Below are 13,600 nucleotides of genomic sequence, written 5' to 3'. Positions count from 1 at the left end.
GTGTGGTTTGGAGAACGGAAACTTGACGATTCGACGGAGCTTGCCGGCGCGATCCTCGCCCACTCCCTGAGACTTGCCGACGGCCGCCGCATGAAAAAAGGACACGTGCTGACCGATGGAGATCTCGATGCGTTGCGCCAGGCCGGAATCGTCGAGATCACCGTTGCCATTACCGGTGATGACGATCTTTCCGAGGATGTGGGCGCTGCCCTGATTGCGACCGCGCTGCAGCATTACAGCCTCCGCCGCGACGATGTGGGCACGGGACGGGTCAATTTCCACGCAGTTGCCGATGGTGTGATGGTTGTCAATCAGGCGGCCATTGACGCGCTCAACGGAGTCGACCCAGCGGTAACAGTCGCCACGCTTCCCAATCAAGCGCTCGTCAAGGCCGGACAGATGGTTGCCACGGTCAAGATCATTCCATTCGCGATTTCGCGCTTTGTGGCCGAGGGCGCTGCGGCGAAGGTGGCTGCGCCGAATTTGATGGTTGTCCATCCCCTTCGCGATGGGCTGCGTGTGTCGCTTGTCCAGACCCGCGTGGCGGGAACGAGGGAAAGTGTACTCGACAAGACGGTTCGCGTCACCGGCGGTCGGCTCTCCGAGCTGCACGCGGTGCTCGCCTCAGAGACGCGCGTCGACCACACTGTTGGTGCTGTAGCGGAAGTCCTGAAGCGGGACGTGCACGGATCCGACCTTGTCCTCGTGTTCGGTGCATCGGCGGTCACGGACCGCGGCGACGTCGTCCCGCGAGCCATTGAACTTGCCGGCGGGACGGTTCGTCACCTCGGAATGCCGGTCGACCCGGGCAATCTCCTCGTTCTCGCCGAGATCGGCGGCAAGCCGGTGATCGGCGCTCCGGGATGCGCCCGCAGCCCGAAGGAGAACGGCTTCGACTGGGTGTTGCAGCGGCTGTGCGCCGGGCTTGATGTCGACAGCAGCGATATTGTGGCAATGGGCGTCGGAGGGCTGTTGACCGAGATTCCCTTGCGACCCCATCCACGCGAGACCCGTAAACGGCCGGTCGTTGAATGACCGCGCCTTCGCCATCGAGGGCCGCCCTTTCTGCGATTATCCTCGCAGCAGGCCAATCGAATCGGATGGGCGCGATGAACAAACTTCTGCTCGAATGGGGGCAGGGGGGGACGATTGTCCGCGAGGTTGCGGAAAACGCCAGGGCCGCCGGCGTTGACGATCTGATCGTCGTGACCGGCCATGAGGCCGAACGCGTGAAGCGGGCGCTCGAGTGCATGGAATGCACATTTGTCGACAATCCGAGCTATCGTGATGGGCTCGCTTCATCCCTGAAGGCGGGTTTCAACGCGGCCATCGGTTCGGGTGCCCCCGGAGCGTTGATCCTGCTCGGCGACATGCCGCTGGTCACCGCTGCGGTGATCGGACGCGTGATCGAAGCCGCTGCCGCAAATCCCGAATGCCTGGTCCAGCCCGTAGCGGAGGGAATGCCCGCCCACCCGGTATGGCTTCCGAAGCGGATCAAGCTAGCGATTGACCGGCTTGAGGGAGACAGCGGTGCCCGCGCCTTGATCGCGGGCGAAGGGGACAACGTCGTTAACGTCGAGGTCCCCGCCTCCGCCTCCGTCGATCTTGATACGGTGGATGACTACAGAGACGCTATCGGCACCCTGACGTGAGGACGATTCCAGCGGGGATTTCAGATCCTGTTTTCGATTCTCCGCCGGCAGGTTGGGATATTGATCGACCCTGTGTCAGAAATGGTGCATGGCGAATCATGATCGAAGAACTCGGCGAGGAAATGGACGTCCGCAGAAGCGTTCTTTCCCATACGCGCGAAGCATAGCCGCTGCGGTTGGGGTTCTGTGTTTGGCATCACCGGCCTGGGCTTTTGAACTCGCACCGTTCAAGGATCATCTGTTCGCCTATCCGGGGATCATTGACAGCCGTGATGGTGGCGACCGTCTGGTCGTCGATTATCGGGAAATGCGGGACATCAACGGCCGGGATCAAGTGCCAGAGCGGCGGGTCAAGCGGCATTACGTGGATTTCGCTCCCCGCCGCCAGGAGAACCCTAACAGCATCGATACACCCCATGGAGAAATCAGCTTTGTGTCCGTCGGTCGGGCGACCGGTGCAAGGCTGGTGACGTTCTATATCCATGGACGCGGAGGTGATCAGAAGCAGGGCGTCAACGATTACACGTTTGGCGGCAATTTCAATCGGATCAAGAATCTGATGGTCCGCAATTCGTCGTTGTACGTGTCGCCGGACGCCGGCGCTCTGGACGAGGCGGCGGTAGAGCGCGTGCGCTATCTCATAGCCGCTGTGTTGCGCCAGGCGGGCGAGGCGCGCTTGGTGCTGGCTTGTGCATCCGCCGGTGGAGCGGTCTGCCACGCGCTCGCCGACGACGCGTCGCTTGTAGGCCGCATGGAGGGAATCGCCTTTCTTGGCTCCTACGGTCTCGACAGCTATTTCGACTCTGCCGCCTACCGCCGTGAGGTCCCGCTGTTTCTCGCCCACGGCAGCGCCGATTCTGTCATTTCGTTCGAGGGAATCGCCGCATTCTACGAGCGGGTGCAGAAGACCCCCGGATATCCGGTGCGCCTCGTCCGCTTCGAGACTGGCGGGCACGGTACGCCCATTCGCATGACGGATTGGCGCGACATGATCAACTGGATGCTTCGCGCGGGCTGAAGCCCAAAATCGATAATGGGGGAAGTGGCACGCCCTAGGGGAATCGAACCCCTCTTTCCAGAATGAAAATCTGGCGTCCTAACCGATAGACGAAGGGCGCGTAGCCGAGTGAACGGGTCTATAGAAATATTCCCTGCCGACCGCAAGACGTGAAGACGGACTTTTCTCGCTTTTTTTCAACAGGCTGAAATGCGTTGGCGCACGTTTCCAACACGCTCTGTACCACTCCCTGCGAAGGCAACGGCAGGTAAAAGAAATCAAAAGCTTGTAGTCACTTTCTGCGGCGGCAACGCCAGTTCCAGTCGCGCTGGGGGCCGACATCCACATGCACTGACTCGGTATGGCAGTAGGTTCCGACGCCGCCGCGGCCGGGCATCGACCGGACAAACTCGGCAAGCTCCCACTTCGACACGTCTTCGACCTGAATGTCGGCCGCCGAACAGTACATATGGAGCGAGTTCTTCGCCCCCCGCGCGCGCTTGTTGCGTGACGGGCTGCGGAACCCGGAGGTCACGACGACCCTACGGCCATAATGGCCCTCGATCTGCTTGAGCACACGCACCAAAGCGGGCTTCAGGCATTTGACGTCCACGCCTTCGTTCTGAACTCCGAGGCCGTTGGGGGCAAGGCGGGCAAGTCCCGCGGCGGACGCGACACGAAAGGGCGTCCCGGCATCGATCAAGGACGCGCTAGGTGCGGGACTGCCATTGAGCCCGAATCCAAGTGCGCGTTCGCGATCGACTCCCGGGAGGGCGTCTTTTGTTCCACCCGCCGATGCGACCGCCACGACAGGACGTGGGGATGCGGTCTCGGTCCGTGGCGCAGTGACCCCGGCACGGCGGGGTTCGCTGTCCGTGACGGCTGCCTTCGGGCGCGGGGCAGCGCGCGCGGCGCCCGATCGGTTGTTGCCAAAAAGAGAAAGTAGGCCGCCAGGGCGTTTCTCGTCCGTGACAGTCGTAATTTTAGATGCAACCGGCGGCTGCCTCGCGGGGAGGACGCCTGACGCTGCGTCGATGCGCGCAGTGGCCGGGTCGGGGGGGGCATCGGTGGCCGAATCGCTTACTCCGATCGAAGCGGTTTCAAGATTCTCCTCGAGATCGGTGATGGGATGCTCGTCGCTTTCTTGCACGGACCCGATGGCTGCCATGGTCATTTCGGCTTGTGCCGAGGACGTGCCCTCGATCGCGATCAGCGCATTGGCTGTAGCATCGCTGTCGACCAGCGGCTCCGTCGATCCCGCTGAGGGTGTCGCCACGAGAGCTGACGGCGTGGACGGATCGCTTCCGTTATAGTCACTCTCCGCGATTTCCTCCGCCTCGGCGACAAGGTCGTTTGCCGGACGGGGAACCGCTGATGTCTCATTTGACGCCAGCGCGAAACCTCCGCTGTCGGCCTCATCGAAAGTTGCGGCGGAATCGAGGGCGGAAGCGACACATCCTGATAGAGCCGTGGCCGCCAATAGCAAAATCGCAATGCGCGGTGCGCTGCGTGTAAATTGGTCCCGGCTGACTTTAATCAATGCCCCGCCTCGATCCCCTGGCTGTATGCGAAAAGTCCGCTGCTAGCCCTTCATCGTAAAGAAACGATTACGCACAAATGCTAAACCCCTGACCGCGGCTAACCGTCAAATAGGGCCAAAACATGATTCTTGCCCGATTTTCAATCGGTTCACCAGGTGCCGGTGTTCTCCATTGACGCCCAGGGTTCCGTTTTCTCCAGCGGTTCGCCCTTCTGAAGAAGTTCGATCGAAATACCGTCCGGAGACCGCACGAACGCCATCCGGCCATCGCGCGGAGGCCTGTTGATCGTGACTCCGCTCTTTTGGAGGCGCGCACATGTCTCGTAGATATCGTCGACGGCATAGGCCAGGTGACCGAAGTTCCGGCCGCCCGAATAATCCTCCGGGTCCCAATTATAAGTGAGCTCAACCATCGGTGCCTGATCGGCCAGCGCGCGCTCCTTGTCATCCGGCGCGGCGAGGAAGATCAGCGTGAAGCGGCCGCCCTCGTTTTCGTGACGGCGTATCTCCTCGAGTCCGAGCTTCTTGCAATAGAAGTCGAGTGACTCGTCGACGTCCTTGACCCTTACCATGGTATGCAAATAGCGCATTTCGGTCATACTCCCTGCGTTGGCATGCTTCTAACGCGGTACGCCGCTATGGCAACCGTCTCGCAAAGATGCCGCGCGGCAGGGTCTTGCCCGTCGGGCGAGAACGATGTGTGCAAAACCGGATAAGTGCCTTGTGGTTTTCGGGACAGCCAGTGTTATCCTTCGGAACAGAATCAGTGTCCTGTCCATTGGAAAAAGCGTGCGTCATGGGGGAAAGAGAGTTGCCTGAGAAGAGGCTGGAAAGCGCCGAGGCGCAGTCCCAGGCGACCGATGTCCTCGAGATTTCCGGCACGATCAAATGGTTCGACGTTTCCAAGGGGTTCGGCTTCATCGTTCCGGATCAGGAGGGCACGGGCGACGTGATGCTGCATGTGACCTGTTTGCGCCGCGACGGCTTCCAGACGGCACTTGAAGGTGCACGAATCGTTTGCCAGGCTAAGCAGGGCGAGCGCGGGCTTCAGGCCTTTCACGTTGTTTCAATGGACAACACGACTGCCGTTCACCCGGGGGAGGTTGAACAGAAAACCCACGTTCAGGTCACGCCGACCAGCGGCCTCGAACGGGTGATTGTCAAATGGTTCAATCGCACAAAGGGCTTCGGCTTCCTGACGCGCGGCGAGGGGACCGAAGACATCTTCATCCACATGGAGACGCTGCGGCGGTTCGGATTGACCGAGTTGCGCGCTGGCCAGATCGTCATCATCCGTTTTGGCGACGGCGACAAAGGGCTGATGGCCGCGGAGATATATCCCGACCTCGGCACACAAATGCCATCATCCCATTGATCCTGCGGTCCGTTGAACCCGAACAGCGTGACCATGCCGCATCTCCTCCGCAAATTCGTCGCCCCGCTTGTCGTGGTCATTCTCGGCGTGGTTGCTGCCGCGCCCGTGATCTCGCAGGAGCGATCCGGCTCCCCGATGCTGCTCGGCGTCGATCCCGCGGCGTTGCAAATAGTGCGCGACTCCGAACCTGTGACGTCATTCGATGTTGAGGTCGCCGACAGCCCGGACGAGCGGGCGAGGGGCCTAATGTTCCGCGACGACTTTCCCGACGACCGTGCCATGCTGTTCGTTTTCGAGAACGAGCGGCCGCTCTATTTCTGGATGCGCAATACGCCCCGTCCGCTCGATATACTTTATGCCACATCGGATGGAACGGTGAAGACGATCGCCAGGGACACGACACCCTTCTCCGACAGGCCGATCCCTTCCGGGGCGCCGGTACGCTTTGCGCTTGAAATCAACGCCGGCGCGGCCGACCGCCTCGGTCTTCGGGTCGGCGATGTCCTTCTTCATCCGGTTATTTCAGCTATTGCCGATTGATTAGGTTGCCGTTCGCAAAGAGCCGTTGTATGCGGTCGGCGTTCGCCTCGTGTCGGGGGTCGAAGAACGGAGCGTAGCGCAGCCTGGTAGCGCATCTGGTTTGGGACCAGAGGGTCGCAGGTTCGAATCCTGCCGCTCCGACCACATTCGGTTCTTGGCCAATGCAGAGGAGGCCGCGTTGTCAGCCCGTATCTACAGCCCCTCGAAAACGCCGATGCAGTCGGGAAAGGCGAAGACCGACTACTGGGTCCTCGAGTTCGACCGCGCAACGGCCCGCACGATCGATCCGCTGATGGGGTACACCTCCTCCAGCGATCCGCTGGCCCAGGTATCTTTGAGATTCGATACGCAGGAAGCCGCCGTCGCCTATGCCCGCAAGAACGGCATCGCCTTCCGCATCGAGGAAAAAACCGATCCGAAACGTCGCGCCATGGCCTATTCGGACAATTTCAAGTTCAACCGCAAGACGCCCTGGACTCATTGACCGTCTCTTGACGGCAACAGCCCATGTCAGCAGAAGGGGTGGGCCGTGGTCCCGTAGCTCAACTGGATAGAGCACCTGACTTCTAATCAGGATGTTGCAGGTTCGAGTCCTGCCGGGATCGCCATTACCCGGGCCTACGCGTCTTTCGCCGCCGCCAGCCCCCGTTCGATGTCGGCCATGAGGTCGGCGACGTCTTCGAGACCGATCTGCAGCCTGATCACCGGTCCTGCATAGTCTCGCGCCGAGACGGTCCGGTCGGAAAGATCGACGTGGACAGCGAGGCTTTCGAAACCGCCCCAGGAATAACCGAGGCCGAAAATCGACAGCGCGTCGAGGAAGGCATGTGCTTCGCGTTCACCGCCGCCTTGCAGCACGATGGAGAAGATGCCGCTCGCGCCCCGGAAGTCGCGCTTCCAGATCGCATGGCCGGGATGGCTTTCCAGCGCAGGGTGAAGGACCTCCGCGACCTGCGGATGATTTTCCAGCGCACCCGCAATCTCAAGCGCCGACGCCTGGTGCCGGTCGAGGCGGACGCCCATGGTGCGAAGGCCCCGGAGCACCTGGTACGCGTCGTCGGGCGCCGCGCATGCGCCAAGCGTAAGATAGCCGTCCCACAACTTCTTCCAGCAGCCCGCATTGGCCGAAACGGTGCCGAGGAGCACGTCTGAATGGCCGGCAGGGTATTTGGTCGAGGCATGGATCGAGATATCGACGCCGTGCTCCAATGGCTTGTAGAACACCGGCGTCGCCCATGTGTTGTCGAGCATCGTGATGATACCCGAATCACGCGCGACCTTTACGATTGCCGGAATGTCCTGCATCTCGAACGTGTTCGACCCGGGCGTCTCGGTGAAGATGACCTTCGTGTTCGGCCTAACCAGATCGGCGATCTGCGCTCCGGCGTCAGGCCGGTAATATTCGACCTCGACGCCAAGGCGCGCCAGCATCGAGTCGGCGAAACGGCGGGTCGGATTGTAGATCGTGTCGACGAACAACGCGTGATCGCCCGCCGAAAGAAACGAGAGCAGCGGCACGGTTACTGCCGCCAGCCCGGACGGCACCGCAATCGTCCCGGCGCTGCCTTCCAGCGCGTCGACCGCTGCGCAAAGCGCGTCAGAGGTCGGCGTCCCGCGCGTTCCATAGGTGTATTTCTGCGCGCGGTCCTTCATCGTCTGCGCGTCTGGAAACAGAACCGTGGAGGCATGCACGACCGGCGGGTTGACGAAGCCGTGGAAATCCCGCGGGTTGTTTCCTGAATGGGTCAGTCGCGTGTTGATACCCGTCGTTGCGGGGTCGTGCCCGGCGGCCATTCGCTACTCCTGCAATCGTTTGTTCCTGCGATTTGAGCCGCATGGGTGGCCGAATTCTTGCGCAAAAACAAGGAAGGCGCTAGTCGCCGACATCATGGCGCGGGCGAGCATCTTGCCTGCTGAGTACGATGACGGACCGGGAAGTATGAATGACTCGGAAAAAACGCGGCGTCACGGTCTTTACAGCCGGGGCTCAGCGACGACGCAACGGCTGATCTTTCGGCTTCGCCGGCCCGTCGGTCCGGCCGCGCCCCCGGTATGGTCGTCGCAGATGAGCGCGCTTTTTGCTGTCGCAGTGTTGCTCACGATCGCGGCAGGCGTATTCGACCCGCTGGTCCAGCCGTTCGCCCTTCAATCACAAAATGCGTTTTTGCGTTTTCTCGGCAACGTTACCGATGCCGCGCAGTCGGGATGGTACATCGTTCCGGCTATCGTCATCATCGCCATCATCGGATTGATGGACTGGACGGCGATTCAGCGCGGTTCCCGCAGAACCCTGATGCTCGCTTACGGACGAGCCGCCTACATTCTGGCGGCCATCGTGATTCCCGGCATCGTCACGAACATCATCAAGCAATTCGTTGGCCGCGCGCGCCCGCGCGCCATGGACGAAGCCGGAGTGTACGGTTTTTCGCCGTTCGAGTTTGACTCCCTGTTCCAGGGGTTCCCATCCGGTCACGCGACCACGGCAGGCTCGCTTGCGGTCATCCTCATGCTTTGGCACCCGCGACATTGGTGGCTCTCCTTGATCGTCATGGGTGTGCTGGCTTTCGCCCGCGTTCCCGCAGGCGCCCACTATCCGTCGGATGTCGTCGCGGGATTTTCGGTGGGTGCCATCGGAGCATTGCTGATCGCGCGTTGGCTGGCGCGTCGCCGAGCGGTCTTCGTCTTCCGGAAGTCGGGTTTGCTCCCGCTCATGATAGGATGAGGCGGTTTCCCTAACGTTCATTTACGTTAACTTTTCCGATTCATCCTGCTCGCGACAAATCTTTCATTTGGCCTTGACGCTGCAGGCGTTTTGGCCTTGTCTGGCCCGCGTGGAGGGAGGCGTCGGTGACATCCTGCAATGGGATGCCGCCTTGTGGAGGTTTACCTGTATCTCCGTGAGCCGATGCTCATGCCCATCTGACGAAACGTGAGCAACAAAGAGGTTTACTCAATGAAGAAACTTATCCTTACGAGCGCGCTTGGCGCGGCTGCAGTGGCATTCGCCGGCAGCGCGGCATTTGCGGCAACGCTCGACGATGTGAAGGCGAAGGGATTCGTGCAGTGCGGCGTGAGCCAGGGGCTCCCGGGCTTCTCGAATCCTGATGCCGATGGCAACTGGAGTGGTCTCGACGTTGACCTTTGCCGCGGTGTCGCCGCGGCGATTTTCGGCGACGGCGAAGCAGTCAAGTTCACCCCGCTGTCCGCCAAGGAGCGCTTCACGGCCCTTCAGTCGGGCGAAATTGATGTGCTCTCGCGCAACACCACCTGGACGATGAGCCGCGACACGCAACTCGGCCTGAACTTTGCTGGCGTGAACTACTATGACGGTCAGGGCTTCATGGTCCGCACGTCCATGAACATCAACTCTGCGCTCGAACTGTCCGGCGCATCGGTCTGCACCAACACCGGTACGACGACCGAACTCAACGTTGCCGACTACTTCCGTGCCAACAACATGGAGTATGAGCTTGTCGCCTTTGAAAAGGCCGACGAGGTGGTTGCCGCGTATGATGCAGGCCGTTGCGACGTCTACACGACCGACCAGTCGGGTCTGTATGCCCAGCGCCTCAAGCTCACCGATCCCGGCGAGCACAAGGTCCTTCCGGAGATCATTTCCAAGGAGCCGCTTGGCCCGGTCGTTCGCCAGGGCGACGACCAGTGGTTCAACCTCGTGAAGTGGGTGCACATCGCCACCGTGAACGCTGAAGAACTCGGCGTCACCCAGGCCAATGTCGACGAGATGATGGCTGGGGACAATCCGTCCGTGAAGCGTCTGCTCGGTTCCGAGGGTGAATTCGGATCTGCCATTGGTCTCGAAAATGACTGGGGTGCCAACGTTATCAAGGCTGTCGGCAACTACGGCGAGATCTTTGATCGCAACGTCGGTCCCGACACCCCGCTTGGCATTGCGCGCGGCGTGAACGCCCTCTGGTCGAAGGGCGGTCTGATGTACGGTCCGCCGATCCGCTAACGGAAACTTCCTCTGCCCGGCCGCATGTATGCGGCCGGGCGGTTTTTGATCTTCGTGTGAAAATCGCGGGTGGGCTCTTGCCGTTGACGGCCTCTTGGCCGGATACTTGGGCGCGCGCGGCAATCATGCGCATCAGGTGAATGGGCGATATGGCTGTTACTGACGTGACACCGAATGGCGCCGGGGGGGACGACGACCAGGCCCCTCGAGTAGCGCTTCTTAACAACCCCGAAATTCGTGGCTGGATATTTCAGATCGTTCTGGCGATCCTGATTGTCTATCTGGTGTATGCCGGGTGGTCGAACATGAACGCGAACCTGCAAGCTGCGGGAATCGCGTCCGGTTGGGCGTTTCTCGGCAATAATGCGGGCTTCGCGATCAGCCAGTCGCTGATCGAATACAGCCAGGCATCGTCGTCCTATGGCCGGGTCTACGTGATCGGGTTGCTTAATACGCTGATCATTGCGTTTTTCGGCATTATCTTCGCGACGATTATCGGGTTTCTCATGGGCGTTGCGCGCCTTTCCAAGAACTGGCTGGTGAGCCGGTTGGCGACCGTCTATGTCGAAGCACTGCGAAACATCCCGCTGCTTTTGCAGATATTCATCTGGTATTTTGGTGTCCTGCGCCTGCTGCCGCAGCCGCGCCAAGGGTTCGATTTCGGCTTTCTGGGCCTCCTGAACAATCGTGGCTATTTTGCGCCGAAACCCGTCTGGGGGGATGGGGCGGAATTTACGCTCTACGCATTTATCATTGCTTGTATCGCCGCATGGGCGCTGGGGCGCTGGGCACGCGCTCGTCAGATGGCGACCGGCCAGACATTCCCGGCATTCTGGACGGGGTTCGGAATGATTGTTTTCCTGCCGCTCGCCGTCTTCGTCATTACCGGTTCGCCGTTGAGCTGGGATATTCCGGTTATGGGCGGTTTCCGGCCTTCCGGCGGCATGACGGTCATTCCGGAATTCATCGCAATGCTGGTGGCGTTGGCGATGTATACCGCCGCTTTTATCGCTGAAATCGTGCGAGCCGGCATTCTCGCCGTCAGCCGGGGCCAGACAGAAGCGGCGAATGCCCTCGGGCTTCGCAGCGGACCGACCCTGCGGCTCGTGGTCATTCCGCAGGCCCTCAGAATCATCATTCCGCCCTTGACGAGCCAGTATCTTAATCTGACCAAGAACTCGTCGCTGGCGGTCGCCATCGCCTATCCCGAACTAACGTCCGTGTTTGCCGGAACGGCCCTTAACCAGACCGGTCAGGCTGTCGAGATCATTTCTCTGACTATGCTGACCTACCTGACGATCTCGCTTCTCACGTCGCTGTTCATGAACTGGTACAACAGCCGCGTCGCGCTGGTGGAGAGATAATCGATGAGTGACCAGCCGAACACCCTGCAGGTGGCCTATGTCCGCCGCGAACTGCTGAATGAGGAGCCGGCCCCGGCGTCGTCCCGGGGCCCGGTGGCCTGGCTCCGTGAGAGTCTGTTTTCGTCGATTCCCTATACGATCCTGACACTGCTCTGCATCTATATTCTTTACGTGATTATCCCGCCGGTCGTGGACTTCATGGTCACAAATGCGGTCTGGACCGGGAGCGATCGGGCGGTCTGCGCCACGGAGGCTCAGGGCGGCATCCAGCCCAACGGCTGGTTTGGCGCGTGCTGGGCCTATGTCGACGCTTACGCGAACCAGTTCATTTACGGTCGCTATCCCGACGCCGAACAGTGGCGCGTCAATATTGTAGCCCTGCTGTTCTTTGGTGGCCTTGCACCCCTGTTGATACCGGCCGCTCCGTTCAAGCGTGAGAACATGCTCTTCATGGTGTTCGTCTTCCCGCTGGTTGCCGTGGTGCTCCTCACGGGCGGCGACATCGCTGTCAGCCACCTCTACATCCCGCTCGCCGTTCTGGCGGTGATCGCTCTTGGTGTGGTCTATGCGTTCGCGAAAGGCTCGGAGTCCGATCCGCTTCCGGGCTTGAAGACCACCGCGGCCATCTTCGCCGGCTTGTTTGTCATGCTTTTCGTTCTCGGCTTTGATTTCGGCCTCCGACACGTGGAAACCGAAGTGTGGGGCGGTCTGCTCGTGACGCTTGTCATTGCGGTGACGGGCATTGCGGCATCGCTGCCGCTCGGCATCGCGCTTGCGCTCGGACGCCGCTCGGCGCTTCCCATCGTGCGCTTCTTTTCGATCGTTTTCATCGAGTTCTGGCGCGGTGTGCCGCTGATCACGGTCCTGTTCATGTCCTCGGTGATGCTGCCGTTGTTCCTTCCCGAAGGTGTCACCTTCGACAAGCTTTTGCGGGCATTGATCGGCGTTGCGCTTTTCTCGTCGGCCTACATGGCCGAGGTCGTGCGCGGCGGGTTGCAGGCACTGCCCAAGGGGCAATACGAGGGCGCGATGGCGCTCGGCCTGAACTGGACGCAGATGATGCGCATGATCATCCTGCCGCAGGCGCTGAAGCTCGTGATCCCGGGCATCGTCAATACCTTCATCGGTCTGTTCAAGGACACCACGCTCGTCCTCATCATTGGTCTGTTCGACTTCCTCGGCCAGATCCAGTCATCCTTTTCGGATCCGGCCTGGTCTTCGCCTGTGCAGTCGCTGACCGGCTACTTCTTCGCCGCCATCGTCTATTTCATCTTCTGCTTCGGCATGTCGCGCTATTCGATGTACATGGAGCGCCGCCTTGACACCGGGCACAAACGGTAAGGAATAAAATCATGACAGAAAACGCCGTCACCGCGGAGGATATCCACGCCGACCGCAGCAAGATGAAGGTCTCGGAAACCGAGGTCGCCGTCGAGATCATCGGCATGCACAAATGGTACGGTGATTTTCACGTGCTGCGCGACATCAATCTCAAGGTGATGCGTGGCGAGCGGATCGTGGTCTGCGGGCCGTCGGGCTCGGGCAAGTCGACGCTGATCCGCTGCGTCAACCGCCTGGAGGAGCACCAGAAGGGCAAGATAATCGTCGACGGGATCGAATTGACTAACGATCTCAAGAAGATCGACGAAATTCGTCGCGAAGTCGGCATGGTCTTCCAACACTTCAATCTGTTTCCGCACCTGACCATCCTGGAAAACTGCACGCTGGCGCCGATCTGGGTCCGCAAGATGCCCAAGAAGGAGGCGGAGGAGCGGGCGATGCACTTCCTCACGCGCGTCAAGATTCCCGAACAGGCGCACAAATATCCGGGGCAGCTCTCTGGCGGCCAGCAGCAGCGCGTCGCGATCGCGCGGTCGCTGTGCATGAACCCGCGCATCATGCTGTTCGACGAGCCGACCTCCGCGCTCGACCCGGAGATGATCAAGGAAGTGCTCGACACCATGGTGAGCCTGGCCGAGGAAGGCATGACGATGGTCTGCGTGACCCACGAGATGGGGTTTGCGCGCCAGGTCGCCAATCGCGTTATCTTCATGGATCAGGGCCAGATCGTCGAGCAGAACGAACCGGACCAGTTCTTTGACAATCCGCAGCACGAGCGCACCAAGCTGTTCCTCAGCCAGATTCTTCACTGACGCCTT

The 13,600-nt window shown here is 60.7% G+C and carries 14 protein-coding genes and 3 tRNA genes; 13 read left to right on the top strand and 4 right to left on the bottom strand.

The genetic code is table 11. The features are described from left to right. The 3 genes from LC298_RS17470 (at position 1) to LC298_RS17460 (ending at position 2,670) form a co-directional block, all read left to right on the top strand. Positions 1-1,035 carry a molybdopterin-binding protein gene (locus LC298_RS17470; protein WP_131568710.1) on the top strand — a complete coding sequence of 345 codons (1,035 nt, stop codon included), beginning with the start codon at positions 1-3 and terminating at the stop codon, positions 1,033-1,035. Then, positions 1,032-1,652, top strand: coding sequence for a nucleotidyltransferase family protein (locus LC298_RS17465; RefSeq protein WP_131568711.1), 621 nt, complete (start codon positions 1,032-1,034; stop codon positions 1,650-1,652). The genes LC298_RS17470 and LC298_RS17465 overlap by 4 nt, the downstream gene beginning before the upstream one ends. Positions 1,653-1,842: 190 nt before the next feature. Then, on the top strand, positions 1,843-2,670 hold the full coding sequence (locus LC298_RS17460) for an alpha/beta hydrolase (protein WP_131568712.1): 828 nt from the start codon (positions 1,843-1,845) through the stop codon (positions 2,668-2,670). A 25-nt stretch (positions 2,671-2,695) separates the two neighbouring features. On the opposite strand, the gene LC298_RS17455 is transcribed toward LC298_RS17460, so the two are convergent. From LC298_RS17455 to gloA, 3 genes are all read right to left on the bottom strand, one after another. Then, positions 2,696-2,770, bottom strand: a tRNA-Glu gene (locus LC298_RS17455). Positions 2,771-2,941: 171 nt separating this feature from the next. Next, positions 2,942-4,129, bottom strand: a complete 1,188-nt coding sequence (locus LC298_RS17450) for a D-Ala-D-Ala carboxypeptidase family metallohydrolase (RefSeq protein ID WP_223385726.1) — start codon at positions 4,127-4,129, stop codon at positions 2,942-2,944. A 209-nt stretch (positions 4,130-4,338) separates the two neighbouring features. After that, positions 4,339-4,779 carry a lactoylglutathione lyase gene (gene gloA / locus LC298_RS17445; RefSeq protein ID WP_131568713.1) on the bottom strand — a complete coding sequence of 147 codons (441 nt, stop codon included), beginning with the start codon at positions 4,777-4,779 and terminating at the stop codon, positions 4,339-4,341. 206 nt (positions 4,780-4,985) lie between these two features. Between gloA and LC298_RS17440 the strand changes: the two genes are divergently transcribed. The 5 genes from LC298_RS17440 to LC298_RS17420 all read left to right on the top strand — a co-directional run bounded on the left by LC298_RS17440 (position 4,986) and on the right by LC298_RS17420 (position 6,712). After that, positions 4,986-5,564 carry a cold-shock protein gene (locus tag LC298_RS17440; RefSeq protein ID WP_131568714.1) on the top strand — a complete coding sequence of 193 codons (579 nt, stop codon included), beginning with the start codon at positions 4,986-4,988 and terminating at the stop codon, positions 5,562-5,564. A gap of 33 nt (positions 5,565-5,597) precedes the next feature. Beyond that, positions 5,598-6,104: a DUF192 domain-containing protein gene (locus LC298_RS17435; RefSeq protein ID WP_131568716.1), complete on the top strand. Its 507-nt coding sequence runs from the start codon at positions 5,598-5,600 to the stop codon at positions 6,102-6,104. A 67-nt stretch (positions 6,105-6,171) separates the two neighbouring features. Next, positions 6,172-6,248, top strand: a tRNA-Pro gene (locus LC298_RS17430). Between the two features lie 34 nt (positions 6,249-6,282). Further along, complete coding sequence (locus LC298_RS17425) at positions 6,283-6,588, top strand: ETC complex I subunit (protein WP_131568718.1); 306 nt, start codon at positions 6,283-6,285, stop codon at positions 6,586-6,588. 47 nt (positions 6,589-6,635) lie between these two features. Next, a tRNA-Arg gene (locus tag LC298_RS17420) sits at positions 6,636-6,712 on the top strand. A gap of 10 nt (positions 6,713-6,722) precedes the next feature. Here LC298_RS17420 and LC298_RS17415 read toward each other — a convergent pair. Beyond that, on the bottom strand, positions 6,723-7,898 hold the full coding sequence (locus tag LC298_RS17415; RefSeq protein WP_131568720.1) for a cystathionine beta-lyase: 1,176 nt from the start codon (positions 7,896-7,898) through the stop codon (positions 6,723-6,725). Positions 7,899-8,169: 271 nt separating this feature from the next. On the opposite strand from LC298_RS17415, the gene LC298_RS17410 reads away from it, so the two are divergent. From LC298_RS17410 to LC298_RS17390, 5 genes are all read left to right on the top strand, one after another. Beyond that, positions 8,170-8,826 carry a phosphatase PAP2 family protein gene (locus LC298_RS17410; protein ID WP_158284763.1) on the top strand — a complete coding sequence of 219 codons (657 nt, stop codon included), beginning with the start codon at positions 8,170-8,172 and terminating at the stop codon, positions 8,824-8,826. A gap of 231 nt (positions 8,827-9,057) precedes the next feature. Continuing rightward, positions 9,058-10,077 (top strand): amino acid ABC transporter substrate-binding protein, encoded by a 1,020-nt coding sequence (locus LC298_RS17405; protein ID WP_131568724.1) that lies wholly within the window; start codon positions 9,058-9,060, stop codon positions 10,075-10,077. A 149-nt stretch (positions 10,078-10,226) separates the two neighbouring features. Next, positions 10,227-11,441 (top strand): amino acid ABC transporter permease, encoded by a 1,215-nt coding sequence (locus LC298_RS17400; RefSeq protein WP_131568726.1) that lies wholly within the window; start codon positions 10,227-10,229, stop codon positions 11,439-11,441. Positions 11,442-11,444: 3 nt separating this feature from the next. Beyond that, the gene (locus LC298_RS17395; protein ID WP_131568728.1) at positions 11,445-12,782 is read left to right on the top strand and encodes an amino acid ABC transporter permease; all 1,338 of its coding nucleotides are present in this window, start codon (positions 11,445-11,447) and stop codon (positions 12,780-12,782) included. Between the two features lie 11 nt (positions 12,783-12,793). Then, on the top strand, positions 12,794-13,594 hold the full coding sequence (locus tag LC298_RS17390; protein ID WP_280176620.1) for an amino acid ABC transporter ATP-binding protein: 801 nt from the start codon (positions 12,794-12,796) through the stop codon (positions 13,592-13,594). Positions 13,595-13,600 lie beyond the last annotated feature (6 nt).

This window comes from Oricola cellulosilytica (genome assembly GCF_019966575.1).
Taxonomy (GTDB): Bacteria; Pseudomonadota; Alphaproteobacteria; order Rhizobiales; family Rhizobiaceae; genus Oricola; species Oricola cellulosilytica.
Note: the sequence above shows the minus strand (reverse complement) of the source record. Positions and strands in the feature narration are given on the sequence as shown.

Bases quoted from the DNA above. Each gene is read 5' to 3' on its own strand.
- LC298_RS17435 (WP_131568716.1), top strand. From the start codon at position 5,598: ATGCCGCATCTCCTCCGCAAATTCGTCGCCCCGCTTGTCGTGGTCATT.
- LC298_RS17415 (WP_131568720.1), bottom strand. From the start codon at position 7,898: ATGGCCGCCGGGCACGACCCCGCAACGACGGGTATCAACACGCGACTG.
- LC298_RS17400 (WP_131568726.1), top strand. From the start codon at position 10,227: ATGGCTGTTACTGACGTGACACCGAATGGCGCCGGGGGGGACGACGAC.
- LC298_RS17405 (WP_131568724.1), top strand. From the start codon at position 9,058: ATGAAGAAACTTATCCTTACGAGCGCGCTTGGCGCGGCTGCAGTGGCA.
- LC298_RS17395 (WP_131568728.1), top strand. From the start codon at position 11,445: ATGAGTGACCAGCCGAACACCCTGCAGGTGGCCTATGTCCGCCGCGAA.
- gloA (WP_131568713.1), bottom strand. From the start codon at position 4,779: ATGCGCTATTTGCATACCATGGTAAGGGTCAAGGACGTCGACGAGTCA.
- LC298_RS17410 (WP_158284763.1), top strand. From the start codon at position 8,170: ATGAGCGCGCTTTTTGCTGTCGCAGTGTTGCTCACGATCGCGGCAGGC.
- LC298_RS17440 (WP_131568714.1), top strand. From the start codon at position 4,986: ATGGGGGAAAGAGAGTTGCCTGAGAAGAGGCTGGAAAGCGCCGAGGCG.
- LC298_RS17465 (WP_131568711.1), top strand. From the start codon at position 1,032: ATGACCGCGCCTTCGCCATCGAGGGCCGCCCTTTCTGCGATTATCCTC.
- LC298_RS17390 (WP_280176620.1), top strand. From the start codon at position 12,794: ATGACAGAAAACGCCGTCACCGCGGAGGATATCCACGCCGACCGCAGC.